This window comes from Lentzea sp. NPDC058436 (assembly GCF_042721515.1).
GTDB lineage: Bacteria > Actinomycetota > Actinomycetes > Mycobacteriales > Pseudonocardiaceae > Lentzea.
On sequence record NZ_JBHXLF010000001.1, the window covers coordinates 990,610 to 1,013,689 of the forward strand.

Sequence of the window (23,080 nt, forward strand, 5' to 3'; positions counted from 1 at the left end):
CCTCCGTCAGAGCGGGATGGGGAGGCCGTTGACCGTCAGCAGGCCGACGATGTTCACGGTCTCGGCGGTGAGCGTGATCGTTCCCTGGGCGACGATGCCCATCGCGGTGCCGGCGTTGACCACGGTGGCGCCGCTTTCGCCCGCTCCCAGGTAGACCAGGCCGTTCTGGGCTGTGATGGACACGCTCGGCATCGGGCACACCGACACGCCCGGCACCAGTTGGGCGTTGATGCTCACGCCGGCGTTGACCTGGTCGACGGTCAGGCCGATCTCCCCGTTCTGGCTGCCGAGACGGGCCGCCGAGGCGAGCGCGCCGATACCGGGGGACGGGGGACCGCCGGGCCCTCCCGAGCCGAGACCGGCGCCGACCCCGTCCGCGATCGAGCCGATCGCGTCCAGGCCCGCGCCGCCGCCCAGGGGACTGCCGGACGTGGCGGCGCCCATGCCGATGTCGAAGGCGGCGCCGGCGAGTCCGCTCGCCATCGCGCCGGCACCGCCTCCCGCGCCACCGGAAGGGGTTGCGCCCAGTGGCATCGGGACGTCGTAGAACAGCAGCGAGTTGCCTGTGCTGGACACGAAACCGCGGTGGTGGACCTCGCTCAGGAGCCCTGGGGTCACGACGGAACCCGCCTGGGAGGGGACGTCCGTTCCCGGCATGCCCGGCACCGCGGGCAGGTCCGGCACGTCGGGCATGCCGGGAACGCTTCCGAGGTCGTCCAGGCCGGGCATCCCGGGCAGCGGGCTTCCCGTGCTGCCCAGGCCGCCGCCCAGGGGCGACATGAAGCTGCTGAGATCACCGGACTGCACTCCCGCGGCCGCCGCGACCGCGAACGGACCGCCTGCCATGACCGGACCCGAGGACGCGACGTTCCACGTCGTCAGGTTGTTGATCATTCCGCCGAGCACGTACGGGCGGCGCACGTCCCCGAACTCGAACGCCACCAGCACCTCGTCGCCCACCTCCGGCAGGAAGCTCGCTCCCGTGCGCTGTCCCGAGGCGAACTGCACGTTCGGTGCCCAGTCGGTCTCGAACTCGGGGGAGAGCCAGGGAAGCGTGACCTTCACCCGTCCCTTGCCCAGCGGATCGGCGCAGTCGGCGACCACCCCGCACACCACGCTGTCGAGCACGGACCTCTCACCGCCGCCGGACGCACCCCGCGAAGCGAGTCCCACCACCGAACGGTCCTGCCGGCCGTGCGCGGAGAAGATCACCCGGTAGCCGTGCTCCGACTCGTCGAACACGTGCCTGGCCCTGGACACCCGCCACGACCCGGCGAAGACGCTCTGCACGCCGGAGACCTCGATCCAGGCACCGGGCTGGATCGCGGCGTTGCCCTTCACCTCGCCCTCCGCCTCGGCGAAGGTGCTGCCGGCGTCCGTGCCCCACGCGTTCGCGACCACGGGACCGTTGACCGGCATGGTGGTCACGGAGGCGAAGGGCTTGCCCACCTGGACGTTCGCGGTCGGGCTCGGGACCGGGCCGAGGTCGCCGACCGGTGAGCCGAGCATTCCTCCCACCGACGACACCGCGGCACCGACCTCGTTGACCACCGACGACGCCGCGGACCCGATGTCGTTCACCACTGACGACAGCCCACCCGTGACCGCTGACGTCACGGCCGACGTCACCGCCGACGCGAGCCCGTTCGCCACACCCGCCGGCCCGCCGGACGCGGCGAACATCCGCCCCAGTGAACCCGGTGAGTGCTCGCCACCACCCGGCGCGGCCACGACCTGGCTCACGGCCTTGCGCGCCAACGGATCCCAGGTGCGCACCTCGACGTCCGGGGTGAGGTTCCCCGCCGTGATCCGCGGGCGGAAGCTGATCAGCTTGTCGGGGTAGGGCACCTCGACCGGGCGTGACCCGGCCGAGGCACCGCCCGCGACCGGCCGGAAGTGGAACACCCCCGCCGCGACGCCGAACTCGTAGCCGATCTCCCTTGCCCTGCCGTCGAGGAAGTCCCAGTCGGTCTGGTTCACCTGGGCGAGATAGGCGTGCGTGACGGTGCTCGTGACCACGTCCCCCGGGGTCAACCCGGCCTGCGCCGCGATCTGCAGCGCCACGTCGGAGTCGGTGACGTTGACGAAGCTGCGGCTCCGCTTCGCCCGCTGGAGCCGGTGTTCCCTGGTGTAGCCGCGGACCACGGTGCGCATCGTCATCCCGGCCAGGAGGCCTTCCACGGAAGTGACCTCACCGCTGATCAGCACCAGGGGCTCGCCGGACGGGCCGGCGCCGCCGATCTCCACGGGCGCGCCGATCGACAGCCCCGCCTGGCCGAGCGTGGAGCCGTCCGGGTCGAGGAAGGTCAGCTCGAACATGCCGGGCAGGTGCGCGTCGTTGTCCACCACCGTGCGCAGCAGCCGCGCCGACACCTCCTCCCGCAGAGGCGTTCCGCCCACCGCCACGCTCGCGCGACCGGTCGCCTCACCGTTGGCGACGGTCTCCACCGGCTCGGTCATCGTCCCTGCCCTTCGGAGGTCTCGTTCGCCGGCGGCAACGCCAGGGCGCGGCCCGGTTTCACCCGCAGCGGGTCGTCCAGGGCGTTCGCCTCGGCGACCTTGCGCCAGGCGTGGGGACTGCCGTAGACGCGGTTGGCGATCTGCACGACGTTCTCGCCCTGGCAGACCACGTGCCTGGTCCGTCCGGGAACCCCGCCGGAGGTCGGGTTGGTCCGGGGTTTCGGCGCCGTGTACTCGACCAGCGTCAGGTCGAAACTCGCCCACACCGGCACGCCGTACTCGTCGAAGCGCTTGTACTTGACCTTGACGTTCTCCAGAGCCACCTTGGCGTTGCGCCCCATCGGACCCACGATGCCCCAGCTGAACAGCAGGACCGGCAACCGGTAGAACACCGGCCTGGAGGCCATCTCCTTGAAGGGGTTCTTCGTCGCGGACTCCGCCGCCCCGCCGGTCGCCTGCGCCTTCAGCGCCTCCGCCTTCGCGAAGACACTGTTCGCCAGGTCCTCCGCGGCGGTGAACGATCCGAGCTCCAGCGCCGTCGCGGCGCTGATCCGCACCGGCGTGGCCCAGGAGATGAGCTGGTCCACGGCCATCTGCGTCGTCCCCGCACCGACCACCTGCGCGCCCGAGAGCTCCAGCCGGATGTTGCTGGTGCCCTTCAACGCGTCCTGGAAGCTGTGCGTGACGACCGCGCGGTTGCCCTCGGTGTTGTTCTTCTTCTTGAGGCTGACGTCGGTGGGGTTGAGGGAGAACACCACCGGCCACCCACCGGACTCGGGGACGAGTGTCGCCTTGGCGTTGCCGCTCACCAGCCCGAGGAGGTTGGTGACGTCGGAGATCGCCCGGCCGCCGGGCATCTTGATCACAGGAACCCCTCGTGCGCCAGTTCGAGCGTTTCCTTCGCGATCCCGCCCTTGTCCGCTTCGAGGTCGGGGCCGGTCCACGAGACGGGGTAGACGTTGCGCAGCTCCCAGGACGTGACGACCTGCCACTCGGAGTCCAGCAGCTGGATGGTCGCGTCGTCCCCCAGGAAACCCCTGGCGATGGAGGGCAGCGCGCCGGGCTGGCCGTAGGGGGACCACTTGCCGCGCAACCAGCTCAGCACCTGCGCCGACGACGAGTCGATCGCGCGTCTGAGCCTGATCGGCTTGTAGTCCACGTCCGCGAACAGGATCCGCTGGTAGCCGTACTGCCCGGGGTCGTGCGCCTTGTGCAGCTTGGCGTCCACCTTGAGTCCCGCGCAGGACGCCCAGTCGCCGAGGCTCACCCCTCCCACGATCACGTTGAACCGCATGGACATGCCCATGACCGGGCGTGCGCCGATGTCACTCATGCCGTGCCCCGCTCTGCCGCCGCGTTCACCGGGAGGCCTGCTGTCCGGGAGCGAGGAATCCACCGTGGACGATCGTCAGCGTCTCCACGGCCACCTTGCTCGACGTCGCGTCGAACTCGCTGATCTGCCAGCCCACGGGGAACATCTCCCGCAGGTTCCACACCGCGACGGGGATCCCGCCCGAGGTCGACATCTCGACGGCTCCCTCCTCCGGCACCCCTCCGCGCGCCTGGACGTCGGCCAGCCACGTCTGGACGGCCGCCGCGCCGGCGGCGTCCGCGGCACGGCTGAGCTTGACCTGTTCGTACCGGGGTATCGCCGCGAACCGGACCACCTGGTCCGAGTTGCCCCGCCGGTACTCGGCGACGTCCCACTTCACCGCCAGCCCGGCGACCTTCGACCACGAACCGAGGTCGTGCGCGCCCGCCGTGACGGCGAACCGATGAGACATCCCGTGTGCCAGGGACAGCTTGTCCGTCATGGTGGTACCCACTTTCAGCCGAAGTCCATCAGGCGGCCGGAACGCTCCCGTTCGACGAGCATGTCGAACCGGAGGCGGGCCGAGAGCTGGTTGTAGATCCTGTTCGCCAGCTCCTCGAACTCGTCGACGTCGTCCAGGTCGAACCACCGGCGGGGAGGTTCGTCGGCGAGCACCTCCGCCAGTCGTTCCAGCAGTCCCTCCTCGTCCACTTCGGACGGTGTGCCGAGACGTCTTCCGCCGTTCTCGTCCGTTGTGCCGTCGTCGCGGTGAGCGGCGTTCTCCGCGTCTCGCTCCACCTGCTGGTACAGGGAGAGCAGCGAGGCCGCCTCACGCCGCTGGAACGACGGCTCACCGGCCGCGTCCTGAGCATTCGCCTCCTCCAGCGCGCGCCGCACCTGTTCCGCCATCTGCGGTTCTTCGGGACCTGCCTGCCAGGACGCTGCGGCCCGCAAGTCCTCCGGAGGTGCTGGAGACGTCGCGACGACGGGGTGCAGAAGGACGGGCGGTGCTCCGGTGGCGCCACCCGACACCCAGTCCTCGATCCGCACGGCGTCCTGTTCGAGCTCCTGACCCACCGCCGAGGACCGGTCGGGCAGCGCTCCACCGAAATGGCGTTGCTGGAAGACGTGGGTGAGCTCGTGCGCCACGAGCGGCGCCGCCTCCGTCCCGTCGAGCGCACCGGCCTCCCCGGGGACGTGCATCACCGCGCCGTCGGTGTAACCGCGCACGTCCAGCTCCCTCGCCGTCCGTGACGCGTCGGCACCCCTGCGCACCGGCAGGTCACCCACCTCCACGCCGAGCGCGCGCGAGACCGGCTCCGCGACGGAGCGCGGTACCTGTTCCTCGACCGCGAGAGCGATGCCGGACGGCCCGCCCGGCCGATCCCGGCGTCCGGGTGCGAACTGGGCACTCGCCCTGGGAAGGGGCGAGGTGATCGCGGATCGGGACGACACCGCCGCAGTCCCCGTGCTCCTGGCGGGAGCGCCGAAGCGGACTGCCGCCGGAGGTGCTGGACGAACAGGTCGTTCCTGCCACCAGCGGATGGCCTCGCGCACCTCTGGACCGTCCTGTGTGGACTCGAACCCGAGCTGTGAACTCGTCGTGGGCACCGCCGCAGACACGGGAGACCGGTGTCGGGCCACCTCTGCCGTGCCACCGGCCGGGAGAAGCGCGCGGAGCGACTCGCCCGCGGGTCCGTCGCGCCGTTCCCCCGCCTCACCGTCCTGCCCGACGACCGAGGTGACCTGCTCTTCACGCACGAGCGCATTGGCGATCGACACGGGAGCGTTGTGCCGCAGGGGAAGGGCGGTGGTCCGTTGCGGTGGTGCGGGCTGCTCGGTGAAGGACGCGGGCGGTGCCACGGGAGGAGTGGTCGTTGAGTCCGGATTCGTCGCCGTGCCTGTGTCAGCCGGACCCGTCTCGTCCCCGACACGCTTTCCGGTCGTGTTCGCCGCCCGTGGTGTCGTCGCACCGGCGTTGTCGAACGTCGGCGAGTCACCGGGCAGGAGCTCCTCAGCGGTCTCGCCCACGTGGATCACGGTGGGGGCCTCCAGCGGAACGGCCTTCGCCGGTGAGGGCTGCTCCTCGACCGGGCCGTCGTGGTCACCGCCGGCGGGTCGGGACTCCACCCGTGCCGGCAACGAGGGGTGCACCAGTGGTGAGGAATCAGAGGGTTCGTGCTCGTCCGTTTCGGGTGAGGCGCCGAAAACCTGTGCGCCGGTGAACGCGGCAGCGTCGGCGCGACGCGGTACTCCGTCGTCGCTGTCAGGAGCTTGGACGTTCTCCCCGGTCGTGTAGACCGGGTCGGCGGCCGCGACGACGGGCTCGCCGGTACCACGTGGAGTGCGCTCTCTCACCGGCGCGTGCAGGAGCGCGGGAGCGGCGGAATCATCCGGCTCCTCCGCTTCCTGTTCCACCAGGGGACCTTCGATGTGTGACCGGGCCTCGGGAAGCGCAGGACTCGGGACGTGATCCACGAGGGGGACCGGTTCCTCGGCAACCGAGCCGAGGAACGTGGTCCCGGCCGGGGCGACGGTCTCGGCGTCGAGCGGCTGGGGAGACGTTTCCTCAGCGCTCTCCGCAGCGGGGATCGCGGTGGGAGTCGCGGTGGTGGGAGACGGGGGGACACGGAGGACTTCCGGGTGCGCCAGGGGTAGCGGCGATCGGTTGGCGTTCTCGCCGGCTGGATCAGCCGCCGGAACAGCAGTTGCATCGGGCGCCGGGTCCGTCGCGAGACCGCGCACTGGGGCTACCACGGGAGCGGGTGCTGGGGCTGTGACGGGGATGGGCGCTAAGTCTGTGGCGGCAACGGGTGGTGGGGTTGCGACGCGAGCGGACGCCGGGGCTGCGACGGGGACGGGGGCTGGGGTTGCGACGGGAAGGGGCGCCGGGTCTGTCGCGGCAACGGGCACTGGAGCTGCGACGCGAGCGGGCGCCGGGGCTGCCACGGCAACGGGTGTCGGGGCTTCTATGGGAACGGGCGTTGGGGCTGCCACGGGAACAGGTGTCGGGGCCGCGACGGGAGGGGGCGCTGGAGCCGCCGCGGCAACGGGTGTCGGGGCTGCGACGGGATGGGGCGCTGGAGTTGCCACGGCAACGGGCGTCGGGGCTGGCACGGGCGCAGGCGCTGGGATCGCGACGGAAACGGGCGCTGGGTCTGTCTCGGAGCCAGGCACTGGGTCTGCCTCGGGAAGAGGCACTGGGTCTGCCACGGGAACAGCCACTGGGGCTGCCACCGGAACGGGCACCGGGCCCGCGGGCTCGACCGGGAGGGGAAAGGGGCTCCGGCCACCCAGCCCTCGCCTCCGTGCCTCGGCAAGCGTCGCCCGGCGTTGGGGAAATGGAGCGGCGGTCTGCTGCGCGAGAAGCGGAGAGCCCTCACCGCGCACCGGAGGCACGGGCGCGCTGCTCGCCAGGTGCTGCGGAAGCTCGTCCATGACGACACCGACGGGCAGCCCCGGTGCCGAGGTCACCGGGGCGGAGAACGTGGAGCCGGTGCCGACGTCCTCAGCGACCGCCGCCACCGCGTGCGAAGCCGGCTCGGGTGCCCAGGGCTGCGACGGGAGGTCCGCGTCCTGCTGGTGCGTCACCTTCCGCACGGTGGGCGCAGGGCGTGACTCGCCGTTGGTCTCGCGGTAGAGGTTGTCCAGCAACCGGTCCTTCTCCCGGTAGGCGCGGTGCATGAACTCCGAAGGGGTCCACGGCGCTGCCGGGGCGACGGCGTCGTCGAGGACCTGCGGTGACGAGGTGGTCAACGGCGTGGCGGGCAGGCTCCCGGACCGGACGGCCAGCGATCGCGGCGCCACGGGCTCGGGCAGCGCCTCCTGCGCAGGGACAAGGGGTGCGTCGACGACGACCTCCGGCGACGGAAGGGCCGCGCCGCCGTCCTGTGCCGTGCGCTGGGGAGGAGCCGACGCCGGGGCGACCGCGGGTGAACCGGCCGCAACCGGTGCGGCAGCGGCTGGAAGTGCTGCGGGCGACTTCTCCGGGAGGACGTCGTCGCCGGGCTCCCACGAGTGGGGATCGGATTCCTCGGACCGGAGAAGCCCGGGCTCGTCGGCGGAAGGCCTCCTGCGCGAAGGTGTTCGCAGAGGGGACCGCCCTCCCGCGACCGCCGGGCCGCTCCCGGACACCACCGTCACGAGACCGGACACCCTGCCGACCTGCTCGCCACGACCCAGCAGCAGCTCGGAGGCCGATCGCAGGACGAGCCGGTCGAGCACCCCGATCGACTCCTCCGGCAGGGTCACCGGGGGCTCGGTGCCGATGACACCGGACATCCGGGGAACGTCCCGCCACGACTGACGCCGGCGAGGAGGTTCGACTGACTGCGAGACGTCCGGGGACTCGGCGGTGCCGTCCGGGGCGGTGACGTCCACAGAGGACTCGACGACCTGTTTCCTCGTGCGTTTCCAGGGCCAGCGGGCCATCCGGTCCTCCTCTCCGTGATCAGAAGTCCTGCGCGGGCTGGTCGAGCCGTGCGTTGATCGCGCCGATCTCGTGGACCACCCTCGCCCGCGTCCGGTGGTCGAGCTCGAGGATCGACTCGAAGGACCAGTGCAGGTAGTAGGCGATGTAGACGATCTCCTCCCACAGCCGGTCGGGGTCCTCGACGGTGATCGCCTCCATCAGCGCACCTCGCCGGCCACGTCCACGAGGAACTGGTGCCGGCACTGGGGGCAGGTCACTTCGCCCTCGGTGTGCCCGAGCTGGTTGACCCTGCGGTAGAGGTCCTGCAGGAACGCGAGGTCCGACGCGAACATGTGCTCGACGACGAACCTGTCCACCGCCGGCAGCGCGCCGAGCCGCGAGACGGTGCGCATGATCAGGTAGATCGTCAGGTAGGAGGGGTTCTGTCGCACCAGCGGCTCCGACTGGGCGGTGAGCTCGTCCTTCGCCGTCGCCAGGCGGAGAGCGCCGTCCCGGTGGAGCCGCCCGTCCTCGTCCACGTACCCCCGTGGCAGCGTGAACGGGAACTCGGTGCGCAGCCCCTGTTGGAGCCCGGCTGCGGTCATTGCTTGATGTCGATCTGCTCGCAGGTCAGGGTGACGGTCGCGATCGCCGCCTCACTGCCGCCCGCCTTCATGCCGGCGATCTCCAGCTTCGACGGCCAGGCGTTGAGCAGGTCGTAGGTCTGCTTGATCACGCCGGACATGTCCAGCAGCAGCAACGAGCAGCTCCTGCGCGCGGTCGGCTGTCCCGCCAGGACCTCCTGGTGCCAGGTCCACAACGCCATGTCCTGGTCGACACCGCGCTTGAGCACCACGGTCGCGGGTTTGGTGCGGCCGAACTGCTTGGCCAGCGAGACGCCGAGCCGGTTGCTCGACATGTACTCGCTCACCTCCACCTCGGAGGTGATGCCCGACAGCTCCGAGAACGAGATCTCGGACATGCGGTCGGCGGTGATGACGAAGCGCGCCGCACTGACGAGGGTGCTGGTGTTGGTGCTGGCGGTCGACACGCGGGGGAAGGTCATGGCACGGTCTCCAGACGGGGGTCGGGGTGGGTGGTCACTCGTCGAGGGCGGGTCCGTGCGGCATCTGCGCGATGCGGAACACGACGAACTCCGCGGGCTTCACCGGCGCGATGCCGACCTCGATGATCAGGTTTCCGGCGTCGCGGGACTCGGGAGGGTTGTTCTCCTCGTCGCACTTGACGTAGTACGCCTCCGCCGCCGAGCGGCCCATCAACGCGCCGTTGCGCCAGATCCGTTGCAGGAACGCGCCGACGACCCTCCTGACCGACGACCAGAGGTACTCGTCGTTGGGCTCGAAGACCACCCAGTTCGTACCGTTGAGGATCGACTCCTCGATGAAGTTGAACAGCCGGCGGACGTTGATGTAGCGCCACTCCGGGTCGGAGGACAGCGTCCTGGCACCCCAGAGGCGGATCCCCTGCCCCGGGAACGCCCGGATGCAGTTGATCCCCACCGGGTTCAGCAGTTCCTGCTCGACCCGGCTGATCGCGGTCTGCAGCGACACCACACCCCGCACGACCTCGTTGGCCGGTGCCTTGTGCACACCGCGGGTCTCGTCGCTGCGGCCCCAGATGCCCGCGACGTGACCGCTGGGCGGCAACGCGATGGGAGTGCCGGTGTTCGGGTCGAGCGTGTTGATCCACGGCCAGTACAGCGCCGCGAACTTGGTGTCGTACCCGGTGACCTCGGAGCGCCAGTTCCGGATCTGCTGCGAGTTGAGCCCGGGCGGCGTGTCCAGGATCGCGACGCGGTCCGCCATCAGCTCGCAATGGGCGATCATCGCCTGTTGCACGGCCTTCACGCCGTCGGTGTCGATCAAGCCCTGTTCGTGCGCGGACATCAGGTCGGGTACCAGGATCATGGTGATCTCGTCGATGGCCTCGAAACCGCCGATGCCCGTCCGTTCCACGGGGTCGCCCACGTAGCTCGTGGCGTTCAGGACGACGGGCGACGACGACTTCTCCTTGCCGCCGAGCGCCACCACGGCGTCCTTGCGCGGCAATGCCAGCGTGCCGGACCTGTTCTGCTCGAGGGTGACGAGCTTGGACTGCTTGGACACGGCCGTGACGACGTTCTGCGGACCGCGCTTGGCCGTGACGTTGTCGAACGACTCGACCACCTTGCCCGCGCGCAGCACGTCCAGCCGGAAGCTCTCCTCACCGGGTTCCCCGGCCTCGGCGACGGAGACCGAGTACTCGCCGGCCGCGGCGGCGTCGATCGCCTGCACGGTGAACGCGGGCCGGTTGTCCTCAGTGGACGGAACTGCCACCCGCTCCGCCTTGCCCGGCTTCGCCTGACCGCGTTCCGGCCGCGGGACGCGGATGACGTAGGCGGCACCACCCCCGTTCAGGAAGTAGCCGTAGACGGAGTGCGGCAGGTACGACCCTTCGGCGAAACCACCGAACACCCGCGTGTAGTGGGTCCAGTTCGAGATCAGGACCGGTTCCGACTCGGGTCCCGTCTCGGCGAACCCGACGAAGCCGGCCACCGCGGTTCCCACTCCCTCGATGGGCTTGGAACCCGACGACACCTCTTCGACGTACACGCCTGGGGCCAGGTAGTTGGGCATCGACTCTCCCCGTTCGACCGAGAAATCACTCCGGGGAAGGGTGTCATCGGACAACGGCTGTGAGGCGGTGTCCGCGCGCACCGAGGTGACCAACGGCAATTGCCTTCCAGGGCAACGAGAAGTGCTCACGAGTTCGCCCGCGCCGTGCTCCCGGGAGATCCGCGTCCGCCGGACACTGACGCGTGTGCTGGCAGACCTGACGTCATCGATCCACACGTGGCTCGCGGCCGAGCTGGCTCCAGGAACGGAGATCGGCTCGGACCCTCCCGCGCTGCTGAGCGGGATCCAGCGCCGGCCGCGCCGGGCGGGAATCCTCAACATGTTCCTTTTCGCGGTCACGGAGGACCTGGACGGGCTCCCCGCCGCGCCGATCAGGGTGCGCGACGGCAAGGGAAGGGTCACCGGCTCGACCGCTCCCGGCCGCAGCTACCACCTCTCCTACCTGGTGACGGCCTGGGCGGCGGACACCGCGGAGGAACTCGACCTGCTGGGCGCGGTCATCACGGCCCACGCGGAACAGGACTGCCTCGCGGGGGAGAACCTGCAGGGCTCGTTGCGGGTGCTCGACTCCGCCCTGCCCGTCCGGCTCGGCTGGGCACCGGTGACCGGCAACGCCGACCTCTGGGGCGCGCTCGGACTGCCGATGCGGACTGCCCTCGTCCTGACGGTCACCGCACCCGCGTTGCCGCGGCGGTTGCGCCAGGCCGCCCCGCCGGTGCGCAGCCTCGAGCTGGAGGTGACCGACACGACCCCGCGGCCGGGTGTCGTGGGGTCCGCCGACCGGCCGGGAACCGCCCGCAGGAGCTGGGAACGCACCACGATCACCGAGCACTGACCCAGGAGGCCCTGCCGTGTCCCGACTTCAGGCCGCGATCGCGCTCACGCTGGTCGTGGTGCTCTCCCTGCTCGCCATCGGTGGTGACACCACCGTGGGGACGCCGACCGAGAACGTGGCTCGGCCGAGCCTTCTCCCGCCGCCACCCCCGCAGCCACTGCGGCCGTCCTTCCGCGAGGCCGTGTACGGGGACTTCCTGATCGCGGGCAACAGCGTCCTGCGGTGCCCGGTGGCGGGGGAGGAGTCCGGTGACCACAGCCCGCAGGAGTGCCGTGCCGCCACCGCGGGCCAGGCGGGCTCCGGCGGTGCGTCGTCGGACACCAGCGCCAACAACAACGGTTACTACCTCCACCACGCGGACGTCGACGACCGCCGGGAGACCTTCAACTCGAGCCGGGCCGCGGTCACCATCCCGGCCGGGGCCGAGGTGCGGCACGCACGGCTGAACTGGGGCGGGCACACCGGCAGGTACATCGGGTTCTCCGGCATCAACTGCGCCCAACCGCTCGCCCTGCAGGGGGAGCGGCCCCCGCCTCCCGCCGCAGAGCAGCCTCAGGCGCAGAACGTCCGCCTGGCGGTCGGGCAGGGCGCGCCGGTGGTGGTCCCGCTCGACCCGGCGCACTTCCGCGCCACCGACGGCCTGACCGAGCCCACCCAGATCTACACGGACTGGGCGGACGTCACGGCCGCTTTCGCCGGTGCCCCCACCGGAGTCCCGCTCGGGCTCACCGTCGGCAACGTGTGGGTGCCCACCGGTCCCGGTTGCGCCGGCGGCTGGTCGGTGACCATCGTCTTCGACCACGGAGCACCGACCGCCACCTATCCGCAGCCGCGCGTCGTCGACGTGTACAGCGAGGACCTGCCCCGCGGCGGGGCGTTGCTGCCGGGGTTGCTCGAACCGCTGCTGCCGGGCGTCCCGCCGATCGTCGACGGTCTGCTCCCCGGTCTCGTGCCCGGACTGGCCGGAACGACCGTGCTGCTTCCCGGTGTGCCCAGGAACAAGGCCTCCGCGGACGTCGCGATCGGTGTGACGGCGTTCGACGGCGACTGGAGGCAGGGCGGCGAGTCCCTGACCGTCGACGGCAACGCCGTGACCGAGCCGTGCTCGTCTGACGGCACCCAGGACTTCTTCCGCTCGTGCGCTCTCGGGGCGGACGACCCCCTCGCACCAGGCACGAGTCCTGTCAACAACCTCAGCGTCGACGCCAAGGTCATCACCCCGGCGCTGTCCGACGGTGACATCGGTGACGTCGAGGTGGGCGTGAGCTCGGTCGGTGACTTCGTGGTCGTGCAGAGCCTCGTGATGTCCGCGGCCGTGGCGCCCGGTCTGTCGCTGACCCTGACGGGGCCGTCCGAACCGGTCCGCCAGGGTTCCCTCGTGAGCTTCTCGGCCGACATCACCAACGACGGTTCACTGCCTTTGTCGGACGTGGTGCTCACCGTCGACGGCGGGGCCCGCTGCACTCCGGGCCGGATCCCGCCGCTCCAGCCGGGACAGGTGGCGCGGGCGACCTGCGTCCGCACGACGCCCGGTGACGCCGCCTTCACCACCAAGGCGGCGGTGAGCGCCACCTACGTCGCCGGGACGACCGCGAAGGTGAGCGCCAGTGCCGAGGTGACGACGCAGGTGACGCCCGCGGACCACGTGGTCGAGCGGCTGCCGGACCGGTTCGTGGTCAGGGAGGGCGCGCCCGTCGAGTTCGCCGTGAGGCTCGCCAACAACAGCGACACCGATCTCACCGAAGTCGTCTACCAGGACGGTCTTGCCACCGGTTGTGCCGCCCCCGCCGCCGTGCTGCCGGCACGGTCCGAGCTGAAGTTCACGTGCACTGCCAACGCTCCGGCAGCCACCTTCCAAAGTGGAGGGTCGATGACGGCGACGACGGCGGCGGGGGAGAGGATCGAGGTCCTCTCCGACCGCGTGACGGTGTCGGTGATCGCCCCCGCCGTGGCCGTCGCGGTGGCTCTGCGCGACGACCAGGTCTACCGGGGGTCGGAGGTGGCGCTCGCGTTCACCGTCACCAACACGGGCCGGGCCGACGAGGAGGCGCTGACCGACGTCGTGATCTCCGTCGACGGCCTGTGCTCGCCCGAACCGATTGCCCAGCTCGGGCCCGGTCAGTCCGCCGAGGCCTCGTGCGTGGCCGACGCCGTGCGGTCCCAGGAGGTGGTGGCGAAGGTGAAGGCCCTGGACGTCGGCGGTGAGCCGGTGGAGGCCCAGTCGCCTCCGGTGGCGCTGACCGTCCTGGAACCGTTGATCTCCCTGAGCCAGACCGCCGACCTCTCCACCGTGCGCAACGGCAAGGAGGTCCGGATCACCTTCGCCGTGGAGCACACGGGCACCGAGCAGGACGGGCCGTTGAGCGACCTCCGCGTCGCCAGCCCGACCCTGCCAGCGGACTGCCTGCCCGACGTCGTCCCCGTGCTGCGACCGGGCGAGACCGTCACGGCCTCCTGCACGGCGACACCGGACCGCACCTTCGACAACCAGGCGTTCGCCGGCGCCACGGACGGCGACGGGCGCTCGATGACCGTGGGCACCACACCCCTTCGGGTGGTGGTGATCAACCCGGCACTGACCATCAGCACCACGGTCACGCCCGAGGCCGCCAAACGAGGAGCACAGGTGGACTTCTCGGTCGTGGTGCGCAACATCGGCGACGTCCCGATGACGGTGCAGGTGCGCAACGACAACGCCGAGGACTGCGACTTCGAGCTGGGCGGGCAGGGCCTGCGGGCGGGTGCGGCGCACGGAGTCCGGTGCACCGTCGTCGTGTCCGGTGAGGCGTCCGGGGACAAGGTGACCAACACCGCCTCCTACAAGGCGAGTCCGCTGCCGGACGTCGGGGACACCGGGGAGGCGCTGGAGGGCGCCGACGACGCGACCGTGACGGTGGAGCCGGGACAGGCACCCACCACGCCTCCGCCGGGCACCGATCCGGGCGAGTCGCCCCCACCGGGAGGCGTCGGCAACGGCACGATCGGCAGTCCCGGGAACACCGGCACCGGGCGGTCGTCCGGTAGCTCGCGTTCCTCCGAGGGGCTGGCGTCGACCGGCGCGTCGATCTGGCTGCCGATCGCCCTCGGTGTGGTGCTGTTGCTGATCGGTGGCGGTGTGCTGCTCGTGACATCACGGCGCAGGCACCAGGTCGGGACGATGCTCTACCGGTGGTGGCCCGAGTCGCGCCGCTGATCCGCTCCGGCGGTGTCTCTGCACGGGGCCGTGGGCGATCTTCTCGCCTGCGGCCCCGCTGTCGTACTGGACTTGAAACCTTTGCCGCACAATGCAGAACGCCCGGCCGGGATGTCCTGGCCGGGCGTTCTCGGGTTCAGCTAGTTGTACTGGCTCCACTGGGGAGGCGTGCTGCCCGCCGCCACGGTGGCGCCGAGCTGTGCCTGGAGCCCGAACTCGCCCTGGTTGCCGCGCGGGCCCCCGGCCGTGGGGATCGTCTGCGACACCCACTCACCCCACAGCCCCTCACCGGACGCGTCCGCCGGGATGAAGAGGAACGAGCGGTCGGCGCCGAACGGGCGGTACCACTTGCCGGCCACGTGCGCGCCACCCTCGGTGTACCCGCTGGCGTCCACGGTCCGCTTGCCCCACCGCTCCTGCGACTCCGCGGGCGCGTCGCTCGCGCCGGTGTGGGGTCGCGTGGGGACGAACCGGTACACGTCCTTGCCGTTGTCGTCCTGGTGCTTGACGAGGTCGCCCCACAGGTTGTCGACGCGTCCCTGCATCTTGTCCGCGCCCGGCTTGGCGTCCCTGAACTCGTGGATCATCCGGCCCTTGTCGGTCCTCGTGGGGAGCGCGGCCAGACCGGCGGGAGGCGCGTCGCCCTCGAACTCCCAGTCGGGGTGGAAGATCTTGCCCTCCTGCTCCTCCCGGTTGCCCCCGGTGAGTCGCGCGTCGGTGTAGATGCGAGCCCACAGGAACTTGCGGCCCGAGCCGTCGTCCTCGAGCGCGGACGAGAGCAGGGTGAGGATCTGGTGTCCTTCCTTCGTCTTGGTCGGGCGCTCGAAGTCGCCCTTCGTCGCACCGTCGGCGCCCAGCTGCGTGATGGTGCGGCCCGCCAGGTAGACGCCCTGGATCTCCGAGGAGAGGGCCGCGCCGGAGTACATCTCGGCGGCGGGGGTCAGCGGGAGCTTCTCGAAGATCTTCTGGACGACCTTCGTGATCGCGGGGGCCAGCCACTCCGACACGCTCGACATCGCGAACATGGTCAGGTCCAGTCCCTCGTCGACCGCCGTGAGCGGGTCCTTCGCCATCTCCCGCAACTTGGCCACGGCGTCCTCGGGGAGCGTGGCGAGAGCGGCCGGGACCTTCTTGAGCTCGTCGGCGATCTCACCGACGCGGCCCTTGAACTCCCCGACGACGGTGTCGGTCCACCCCGAGATGTCGATGCCGGTGCTGAACATGGTGGCGTTGAGGGACTTGAAGACGTCCCCGGTCGCCTGCGGGCCGCCGGCGTCGATCCACTTCTGCGCCAGCGCGATGCGGGCGTCGAAGAAGCCGTTGACCGCGATGAGGACGGCGGGCTTGATGATGATGTTCCAGCCGGGGATGAAACCGAGGCCGGGGCCCGCCGCCGTCAGCACCCCGGAGACCAGTGCCTTCTGGTCGGAGACGAGCTTGTTCGCCAGGTCCAGCGGCTTGAGCTTCGCGAACACCGCCGCCTTGCCGTGCTCGGTCTTGAACTGCTCGACCATCACCTTGCGGTAGATGGCCTGGCCCAGCGTGACCAGCCACGGCTTCACCAGCGAGATCGCCGACGCGGCGGCCTTGGTGTACGGCTCGGGGACGTCGGACGCGACCGTGAGCCCGAGCTCGGACACCTTGTCCGCGATGCTCAGGATCTTCTCGATGGTGGTGGGGTCGGCGTTGAAGTTGATCGCCGCGATGGCGGCGTCCACGCTCGTGCCGGTGATCTTGCGCGCGGTGTCGGTCATGGACGTGGACACCTTGGTGACGACGTTCATGAACTTGGCCTGCACCGCCTTGTGCTCGGCGAGCACCGCGCGCAGCTGGGCCTCGTCCTGCGCGGCACGCAGTTTCGCGGTCCACGCGTCGTAGGTCTTGATCTCGGTGTCGAGCGTCCCCTTCGTCGACCAGAGCGAGAGCGCGGCCGCCTTCGCGGAGAGCAGGCTCGGCGTGAACTTGATGTGCTCGTGGTCCTGGATCTTCTCCGCGGCCTCCTTGAGCGCGTCCAGGAGTCCCTTCTGGACGGTCAGGGCGGCCGAGTTCATAGCGGCGACCTGGAGGATCTCGTCCCGCTCCTTGACCAGCTGCGCGGGCAGCCCGCCGGCCGCGGCCCCGCCGCCACCCGCCTGGGCGACCGCCGCCGCGACGTGGTTCAGCACGACGTCCGGGCTGGTCTTGATGGACGCCGTGACCGCCAGGAGCACCATGTCGGGCGACGTCGCCGTGCCGGCCTCCTGCGCGACGGCGCCCGCCTGGTTCTGGACCGTCTGGGTGATCACGTCCCGCTTCGGGGCGAGGATGCTGGTGAGCTTGGCGCGCAGGCTCTGCGCCGCGCTGCTCTTCGACTTCGGCTGGGTCATCGACACTCCTCGTCAGGCGCCGGCGGTGCCGGATGCGGCGGCAAGTTGCTCTTCCAGGACCTCGGCGAGGATCTCCTGGATCTCCTCGACGGAGAGTTCGGACGCTCCCGGCACCGCCTCGATGGCCTCCGTCAGACCGGGCACGATCGTCTCCTCGAAGAGGGTCTGCACGATCTCGCTGGTGGCGGTCGTCTCCGCGAGCGCGGCGACCAGCTCGGTGTCCACTTCGGACGCTTGCCCGGTGGCCACGCCCGTGCTCGCGACGATCCCGTACGCGGTGAGGAACTCCGCGCGTCCGGTGATGTCCTGGCCTTCGGCGTGGGAGAGGAGTTCTTCGACGCGGCGGCTGAGTTCGGTGGCGCCGGCGGGTTCTTCTCCCGCCCAGTACCGGATCCCTTGGGCGAAGTCGGGCCAGGTGGCGTCGGTGCCGTCCCAGCCGCCGGCCCACTTGGTGAGGTAGGCGCCCCACCAGGCCTCGTCGAACGGCTCCTCTGCGGCCGCGGCGACGATCCCGTAGGCGGTGAGGAACTCGGTGCGTGCGGTGAGGTCCTGGCCTTCGGCGTGGGAGACGAGCTCCTCGACGCGGCGGCTGAGTTCGGTGGCGCCGACGGGTTCTTCTCCCGCCCAGTACCGGATTCCCTGGGCGAAGTCGGGCCAGGTCGCCTCGGTGCCGTCCCAGCCGCCGGTCCACTTGGTGAGGTAGGCGCCCCACCAGGCCTCGTCGAACGGCTCCTCGGACGCCTCTTCCGCCGCCTCTTGCGGCCGGTTCTCCAGGTACTTGGTGAGCACCGCGGACACGGCCGACCCGCGTGAGTCCCCCGCGAGATCGCCGATGATCTCCATCGGAGCCATCACCGACTTCATGTACCGCTCGAACTCGTCCCGCTCGGCACCACCGAGATCAGTGGCCTTGCCCGACAACGAGCCCCAGTAGGTGTCCCAGCCCGGGACCTGACCGCCGTTGTCCTCGACGGAATCGTGGTAGCACTCGCTGACCAGCCGAAACCAGTTCTCCGCCCTGCCCTCCTCGGCGATTCCCGGCGCGATGATCGCGCCCACGGTTGCTGCGTCGTCAAGGGACATCTCTTTTCCTCTCGGCTGATTCCGGGTGAGGCCCGGCACTGGCCCGCCGGACGCGAAAGCAGGGTCTGCAGCCGAAAAATATGGCGAAACGGACAAGCGCGGCAGTGAGCCGCGGCCAGCGCCGAAGCCGACGAAGCGTGCCCCTGAGGAAAGGACGGGGTGCACCTGAGGGCAACCGGGTCAGGCTCGAGCCCCTGGCCCTGTGGGGTGTCAGACCGCCGCACGCGAGCGTTGAGCCGCGCCCGTCGGACGGCTTACTGGCGTTCCAGCTGGATCCCGATGTCGAGCACGTGGTGGCGCAACTCCTTCGTCGCACAAGCCCGTGTCTGACCGAACTTCCCGACCTGAGACGCTTCCACCATGACCGAGCAGCAGGACTGCGTCTTCTGCGCCATCGTCGCCGGAGAGGCCGAGGCGAGCGTGGTGCACGCGGACGACAGGGTCGTCGCGTTCATGGACCTCGGTGCGGTGACGCCAGGCCACGTCCTCGTCGTGCCCCGGCTGCACGCCGTCGGCCTGGAAGACCTGGACGAGGACACGAGCACGCACGTCTGGAGGACCGGCCACCGCCTCGGCCGCGCCCTGCGCCGGTCCGGACTGCGCTGCGAAGGCGTCAACGTGTTCCTCGCCGACGGAGAGGCAGCCTTCCAGGAGGTCTTCCACTTCCACCTGCACGTGTTCCCGCGCTTCCGCGGTGACACCTTTCGCATCAACGCGGACTGGGCCACCCGCGCCCGCCACCTGCTCGACGCGGAAGCGCGCCTCGTGCGTCGCGGACTGGCTGCCCTCTGACCCGAGTCACGCCCACGTCGGTGCCGGACGGGTTGAGCCCTGAGCAGATCGCAGAGCACGCCCGTGCCACCGGGTTCGAAGGCCACGGCGCTCTTTCGCCGCGACCAGCCAGAAACCAAGAAGGCTGAACCGCGTCGGCGATGTGGACGGTTCACGAGCCGGTCGGTCCGCCGGATCGCTTCGCGAGACCGAGGAACTGCTGCGACAACAAGCCTGCTCGGGTCACGAGGTTTTCGTACTCGTCGAGCAGGTGCGCCGCGCGCGGGTCGGCGCTCACGCCGGGCGCCGTCCTCACGCGCCTGGCCACGTTCATCCCGTGGAACGCGAGCATCACCATCACCTCGCTGAGGATGTCGACCTCGCTCTTGGCCGCGGGCTCGTCACCCGAGTCCTGGTCGGGCAGCTCCAGCAGCGCTTCGCGGAGCCTGCGCCGTCCTTCCGGTGTGATCGGTGCGTTCATCGGATTCCCCCAGGTGCCGTGTGCCACCGCGAGGCTAGTCGTGCTCGGCGGGAGGCGCTCAGCAGCCGTTCTCGGCGTTCGTCGGCGCGTTGCCCGGAAGTCCGACGCCGTTGATGCCGGCGATCTTGGCGGTGCCCGAGGTGTAGGCCGAGGTGGGTGCGTCGTCGAGGCTGAACGCGATCGCGCCGGCGTCGCTGTTGACGATGACGCCGTTGCTGCCCTGTCCGAAGTCGAACGCGAAGTGCTCCTCGATCCTGTACGCGGCGAAGGCCTTGCGCAGTTCGTCCACTGTGGATCCCGCACGAATGCCGCCGACCTCGGTGCGCGCGGACCGGTCGGTTCCGGGGACGCTGATGGCGAGGACGCGCCCGGTCGCCGACTCGACGCTGAACCCCGGTGATCCTGGGTCCTTGCTGTAGCGGACGCAGGGGGCGTTGGGGCCCTGGTACATGTTCCCCTTGTTGGTGTACCCCTTCGCCAGCAGGTCCTTGGCGGTGAGTCGCAAGGTCGCGTCGCCGATGCCGTCGAACCTGACCACGGTCCCGCCGGTCGGTGCGGTGGGCTTCGGTTTGACCTTGGGGAAGAGGGTGACGGTGAACGCCCCGGCGTCGAGCATCAGCGTCGTGGCGGCGTCGGTGGTGACGAAGGTGAACTCGGCGATGGCGAGCACTCTGCCCAGGGTGCGTTTGGCGGCGTTCGCTGTCCGGTACACCTTGGGGGACAGGCGTTGCCACGTCGTCGCGGACACGCCGGCCCGCATCCTGTCGACGATCACCTCCGCCTGCTCGACGCCACATCTGGCCAGCGACGCGATGGCGGTCGCGATGCCCACCGGACTGCGGTCGTCGACGACGTCCGCTCCCACTCCCTGCACGCAGGCCGCCAGGAGGCCGTAGCTCCACGCCGGGTTCACGTCCAACGTGTCCCACATGGACTTGGCGAGCGTTCCCGCTGCCATCAACAGCGGATCGGTGCGGGCTACCAGTGCGGCGGAGATGCCGGCCGCGCGGAGGGCGTCCTCGTTGAACCCGAGGTGGATCTCGTCACCGGGCATGAGCAACCAGTTGCGCCCCAACGCGTCCTGCGCCACGCCGATGCCCTGCAACGCGCTGTTGACCGTCGTGCTGAACAGTTCGTCGGCGTGGTCGCTGAACATCCGCTGCCAAGCCCAGGACGGCGTGACCGGCGAGGTGACCACCATGGCACCGCCTCGGTTGTTCGCGATCTTCACCACCGCGACCGCCGCGTTCTTCGGGTCCGCGCCGACGCACACCCTGATCGGGCCGTTGACGTCGTCGAGGAAGATGGTGTCGTCCAGCCACTCCGGTGCCTTGCCTTCACACTTCGGTGCGTCCGCGCGGGTGCCGAAGAACTTGCCCAGAGCGTTGGACGTGGTGCTGATGACGCCTTCGAACCACGACTTGAAGCTGAGGTGGTCCACCGACACAGTGCCGGTGCGACGGTCGGCGGACATCTCGGCGACCCGGACCTGGGCGTTGGTGACTGCCTTGGTGTCGTCCACCGCGGGGTCGTACCCGCCGCCGTCACCGGTGTCGTCGACGAGGTAGAGCACGTGACCCTCGGGCAGCGGTTGTTCGGCCCGCCAGACGAACGTCCACGGCGCACTCGGCTGGCCGCTGGTCAACCGCAGGCGCGCAGAACTCAGCGGCACGTCCCCGTCGGCGCGGGCCGGAAGCTGGACGCGGTCGATGCTGAGCGTGGACGGGCCGGACACCCCGCCGCGAGGCACGCGGATCGACCACCGTTCGTCGATCACCACCTCGGCATCGCGCTCGGGCACCAGGTCGGCCGCCACCGCCGCGGAGCCCGTGCCGGTGGCGGACGGCGTGCTGTTCGCGGGCCACAGGAACCAGGCGACGAGTGCCGCCACGACGAGCGCGGCCAGACCGGCGGTGACGACGATGCGACGTCGTCGGGATCTGGCCGGGTCCGCCATCGGATCGCCTCACAATCGGGACTGGTCCGCCCTTCAGCGGCAGGCTGCGTGCTTAGTCGCCCGCTGTCGGTCAGCGGTTACGCGTGTCACCCGGAAGCGGTAATGCATCCGCCTCAGGAAGCGGTCATCAGCGTGGGCGCAAGGGAGCGGCAGAGAGCGTCCGTCGCGGTGACGACGGCGCAGTGACTCGCGGCCTGGTCCAGCGCGCGGACGTGGCCCGGTCGGTCGAAGGCCGCCACGGCGTCCGCCACGACGAACGGCGCGATGTCCCTGCTGAACGCGTCCACGGCGGTGGCGAGCACGCCCACCTCCGCGTACACGCCGGTGACGACGAGCTGGTCACGGCCCTGGGCGCGCAGGAGCTGTTCGAAGTCCGAGCGGGCAAACGCGCTGTAGCGGTGCTTGGTCAGCACGGTCTCGCCCTCGCGTGGCGCCAGAGCCGCGATGATCTCCGTGTCGGCGGAGCGGATTCCGGGGCCCCACAGGTCCCAGAGCAGGCCGCGGGAGTGCGGTTCCTGGTCTCCCGGCTGGGCGGTGTAGTAGACGGGCAGACCGGCGGCTCTCGCGGTGGCGAGGATTCTGGCGATCGACGTGACGGCTCGGGTGAGCGCGATGCTGTCGGCCGGGTAGGCGCGCACGAAGTACTCCTGCATGTCGTGCACGAGGAGTGCGGCGCGGTCGCGGCTCGGGGTCCACTGGGCACGACTCGCCGGCAGGGCGGTGGGCGGGGTGTAGTCGGACAGGCGGGGGAGGGACATCGGGAACTCCGTTCAGAGCGACGCGCCGCCGTCGACGGCGATGGTCTGCAGGGTGATCTGGGAGGCGCGGTCCGACAGCAGGAACGCGATCAGTTCGGCGACGTCCTCGGCAGTTCCGATGCGCCGCAACGGGATTCCGACGCGGTAGCCCTCGGGGACGCCGTTCAGCGCGGCCTGGGTGCCGAGTTCGGAGTCCGGCCACAGCGACCGCAGCATCGCCGTGTCGGTGGAGCCGGGCAGCACGACGTTGCAGCGGACGCCGTGCTCGGCGAGTTCGAGGCCCGCGCACCGGGTCAGCGCGGTGGCCGCGGCTTTGGACGCCGCGTAGGCCAGCATGTTCTGCCGGGGCACCACGGCCGCGTTCGACGACACGACGGCGACTGACCCGCCACCGTTCGCCGCCATCACCCGTCCGGCCGCGCGCAGGCAGTGGAACGGGCCGGTGGCGTTGACCGCCATCTGGAGCGCCCAGTCGTCGTCGGTCGTGTCGAGCAGCATGCCCGTGCGCAGCACGCCCGCTACCGATGCCAACTGGGTGAGGGGACCCAGTGCGTCCTGAGCCAGGGCAACGGCGGCGTCGACCTCGGCGGCGACGGTGACGTCCGCCTCGACGGGGAGCACGTCCGCGCCCACCGCCTCCAGCGCTGTCACCGTGCTCTTCAGATCGGTGCCGGGACGGTCGAGCACGGCCACCGCGCTGCCCTCGGCCGCGAGAGCGAGTGCGGTGGCACGGCCGATGCCACCTGCGGCGCCCGTGACCAGAGCCACGGGTGGGGATGACGGCATGACTACCTCCGGTAACAGGTCTGTTGCCTGG

19 protein-coding genes are annotated in these 23,080 nt (G+C 70.5%); 4 read left to right on the forward strand and 15 right to left on the reverse strand.

Annotated elements, in window-relative coordinates:
- Nucleotides 1-6: 6 nt before the first annotated feature.
- The 5 genes from ACFWN2_RS03880 to ACFWN2_RS03900 are packed head-to-tail and all read right to left on the reverse strand — an operon-like array spanning nucleotide 7 to nucleotide 6,190.
- A complete protein-coding gene (locus tag ACFWN2_RS03880; protein WP_382424749.1) occupies nucleotides 7-2,460 on the reverse strand; it encodes a phage baseplate assembly protein V in 2,454 nt (817 codons plus the stop codon).
- On the reverse strand, nucleotides 2,457-3,326 hold the full coding sequence (locus ACFWN2_RS03885) for a hypothetical protein (protein WP_382424750.1): 870 nt from the start codon (nucleotides 3,324-3,326) through the stop codon (nucleotides 2,457-2,459). The genes ACFWN2_RS03880 and ACFWN2_RS03885 overlap by 4 nt, the downstream gene beginning before the upstream one ends.
- Nucleotides 3,323-3,793, reverse strand: coding sequence for a phage tail protein (locus ACFWN2_RS03890; RefSeq protein ID WP_382424751.1), 471 nt, complete (start codon nucleotides 3,791-3,793; stop codon nucleotides 3,323-3,325). The genes ACFWN2_RS03885 and ACFWN2_RS03890 overlap by 4 nt, the downstream gene beginning before the upstream one ends.
- 25 nt (nucleotides 3,794-3,818) lie before the next feature.
- Nucleotides 3,819-4,274, reverse strand: a complete 456-nt coding sequence (locus ACFWN2_RS03895) for a phage tail protein (protein WP_382424752.1) — start codon at nucleotides 4,272-4,274, stop codon at nucleotides 3,819-3,821.
- A gap of 14 nt (nucleotides 4,275-4,288) precedes the next feature.
- Nucleotides 4,289-6,190: a DUF4157 domain-containing protein gene (locus ACFWN2_RS03900; RefSeq protein WP_382424753.1), complete on the reverse strand. Its 1,902-nt coding sequence runs from the start codon at nucleotides 6,188-6,190 to the stop codon at nucleotides 4,289-4,291.
- 1,018 nt (nucleotides 6,191-7,208) lie between these two features.
- Between ACFWN2_RS03900 and ACFWN2_RS03905 the strand changes: the two genes are divergently transcribed.
- Nucleotides 7,209-7,412: a hypothetical protein gene (locus tag ACFWN2_RS03905; RefSeq protein WP_382424754.1), complete on the forward strand. Its 204-nt coding sequence runs from the start codon at nucleotides 7,209-7,211 to the stop codon at nucleotides 7,410-7,412.
- 810 nt (nucleotides 7,413-8,222) lie between these two features.
- On the opposite strand, the gene ACFWN2_RS03910 is transcribed toward ACFWN2_RS03905, so the two are convergent.
- The 4 genes from ACFWN2_RS03910 to ACFWN2_RS03925 are packed head-to-tail and all read right to left on the reverse strand — an operon-like array spanning nucleotide 8,223 to nucleotide 10,819.
- Nucleotides 8,223-8,402, reverse strand: coding sequence for a DUF6760 family protein (locus tag ACFWN2_RS03910; protein ID WP_382424755.1), 180 nt, complete (start codon nucleotides 8,400-8,402; stop codon nucleotides 8,223-8,225).
- Entirely contained in the window at nucleotides 8,402-8,788 is a 387-nt protein-coding gene (locus ACFWN2_RS03915; RefSeq protein ID WP_325515827.1) for a phage tail assembly protein, read from the reverse strand. The genes ACFWN2_RS03910 and ACFWN2_RS03915 overlap by 1 nt, the downstream gene beginning before the upstream one ends.
- A complete protein-coding gene (locus ACFWN2_RS03920) occupies nucleotides 8,785-9,249 on the reverse strand; it encodes a phage tail protein (RefSeq protein ID WP_382424756.1) in 465 nt (154 codons plus the stop codon). The genes ACFWN2_RS03915 and ACFWN2_RS03920 overlap by 4 nt, the downstream gene beginning before the upstream one ends.
- A 34-nt stretch (nucleotides 9,250-9,283) precedes the next feature.
- Entirely contained in the window at nucleotides 9,284-10,819 is a 1,536-nt protein-coding gene (locus ACFWN2_RS03925; RefSeq protein ID WP_382424757.1) for a phage tail sheath family protein, read from the reverse strand.
- Nucleotides 10,820-11,003: 184 nt separating this feature from the next.
- Between ACFWN2_RS03925 and ACFWN2_RS03930 the strand changes: the two genes are divergently transcribed.
- Both ACFWN2_RS03930 and ACFWN2_RS03935 read left to right on the forward strand, forming a co-directional pair.
- A complete protein-coding gene (locus tag ACFWN2_RS03930) occupies nucleotides 11,004-11,654 on the forward strand; it encodes a Pvc16 family protein (RefSeq protein ID WP_382424758.1) in 651 nt (216 codons plus the stop codon).
- Between the two features lie 16 nt (nucleotides 11,655-11,670).
- Nucleotides 11,671-14,847 carry a hypothetical protein gene (locus tag ACFWN2_RS03935; protein ID WP_382424759.1) on the forward strand — a complete coding sequence of 1,059 codons (3,177 nt, stop codon included), beginning with the start codon at nucleotides 11,671-11,673 and terminating at the stop codon, nucleotides 14,845-14,847.
- 140 nt (nucleotides 14,848-14,987) lie between these two features.
- Here the strand turns inward: ACFWN2_RS03935 and ACFWN2_RS03940 are convergent, their stop codons facing one another.
- Together ACFWN2_RS03940 and ACFWN2_RS03945 are read right to left on the reverse strand one after the other, a co-directional pair.
- Nucleotides 14,988-17,213: a hypothetical protein gene (locus ACFWN2_RS03940; RefSeq protein WP_382424760.1), complete on the reverse strand. Its 2,226-nt coding sequence runs from the start codon at nucleotides 17,211-17,213 to the stop codon at nucleotides 14,988-14,990.
- Between the two features lie 12 nt (nucleotides 17,214-17,225).
- Nucleotides 17,226-18,296: a hypothetical protein gene (locus tag ACFWN2_RS03945; protein WP_382424761.1), complete on the reverse strand. Its 1,071-nt coding sequence runs from the start codon at nucleotides 18,294-18,296 to the stop codon at nucleotides 17,226-17,228.
- A gap of 360 nt (nucleotides 18,297-18,656) precedes the next feature.
- On the opposite strand from ACFWN2_RS03945, the gene ACFWN2_RS03950 reads away from it, so the two are divergent.
- Nucleotides 18,657-19,088 carry an HIT family protein gene (locus ACFWN2_RS03950; RefSeq protein ID WP_382424762.1) on the forward strand — a complete coding sequence of 144 codons (432 nt, stop codon included), beginning with the start codon at nucleotides 18,657-18,659 and terminating at the stop codon, nucleotides 19,086-19,088.
- 151 nt (nucleotides 19,089-19,239) lie between these two features.
- Here ACFWN2_RS03950 and ACFWN2_RS03955 read toward each other — a convergent pair whose 3' ends face one another.
- The 4 genes from ACFWN2_RS03955 to ACFWN2_RS03970 all read right to left on the reverse strand — a co-directional run bounded on the left by ACFWN2_RS03955 (nucleotide 19,240) and on the right by ACFWN2_RS03970 (nucleotide 23,049).
- Nucleotides 19,240-19,548: a hypothetical protein gene (locus ACFWN2_RS03955; RefSeq protein ID WP_382424763.1), complete on the reverse strand. Its 309-nt coding sequence runs from the start codon at nucleotides 19,546-19,548 to the stop codon at nucleotides 19,240-19,242.
- A gap of 58 nt (nucleotides 19,549-19,606) precedes the next feature.
- Nucleotides 19,607-21,505, reverse strand: a complete 1,899-nt coding sequence (locus ACFWN2_RS03960) for a hypothetical protein (protein WP_382424764.1) — start codon at nucleotides 21,503-21,505, stop codon at nucleotides 19,607-19,609.
- Between the two features lie 113 nt (nucleotides 21,506-21,618).
- Nucleotides 21,619-22,263: an isochorismatase family protein gene (locus ACFWN2_RS03965; RefSeq protein WP_382424765.1), complete on the reverse strand. Its 645-nt coding sequence runs from the start codon at nucleotides 22,261-22,263 to the stop codon at nucleotides 21,619-21,621.
- A gap of 12 nt (nucleotides 22,264-22,275) precedes the next feature.
- Nucleotides 22,276-23,049: an SDR family oxidoreductase gene (locus ACFWN2_RS03970; RefSeq protein ID WP_382424766.1), complete on the reverse strand. Its 774-nt coding sequence runs from the start codon at nucleotides 23,047-23,049 to the stop codon at nucleotides 22,276-22,278.
- Between the last annotated feature and the right edge of the window lie 31 nt (nucleotides 23,050-23,080).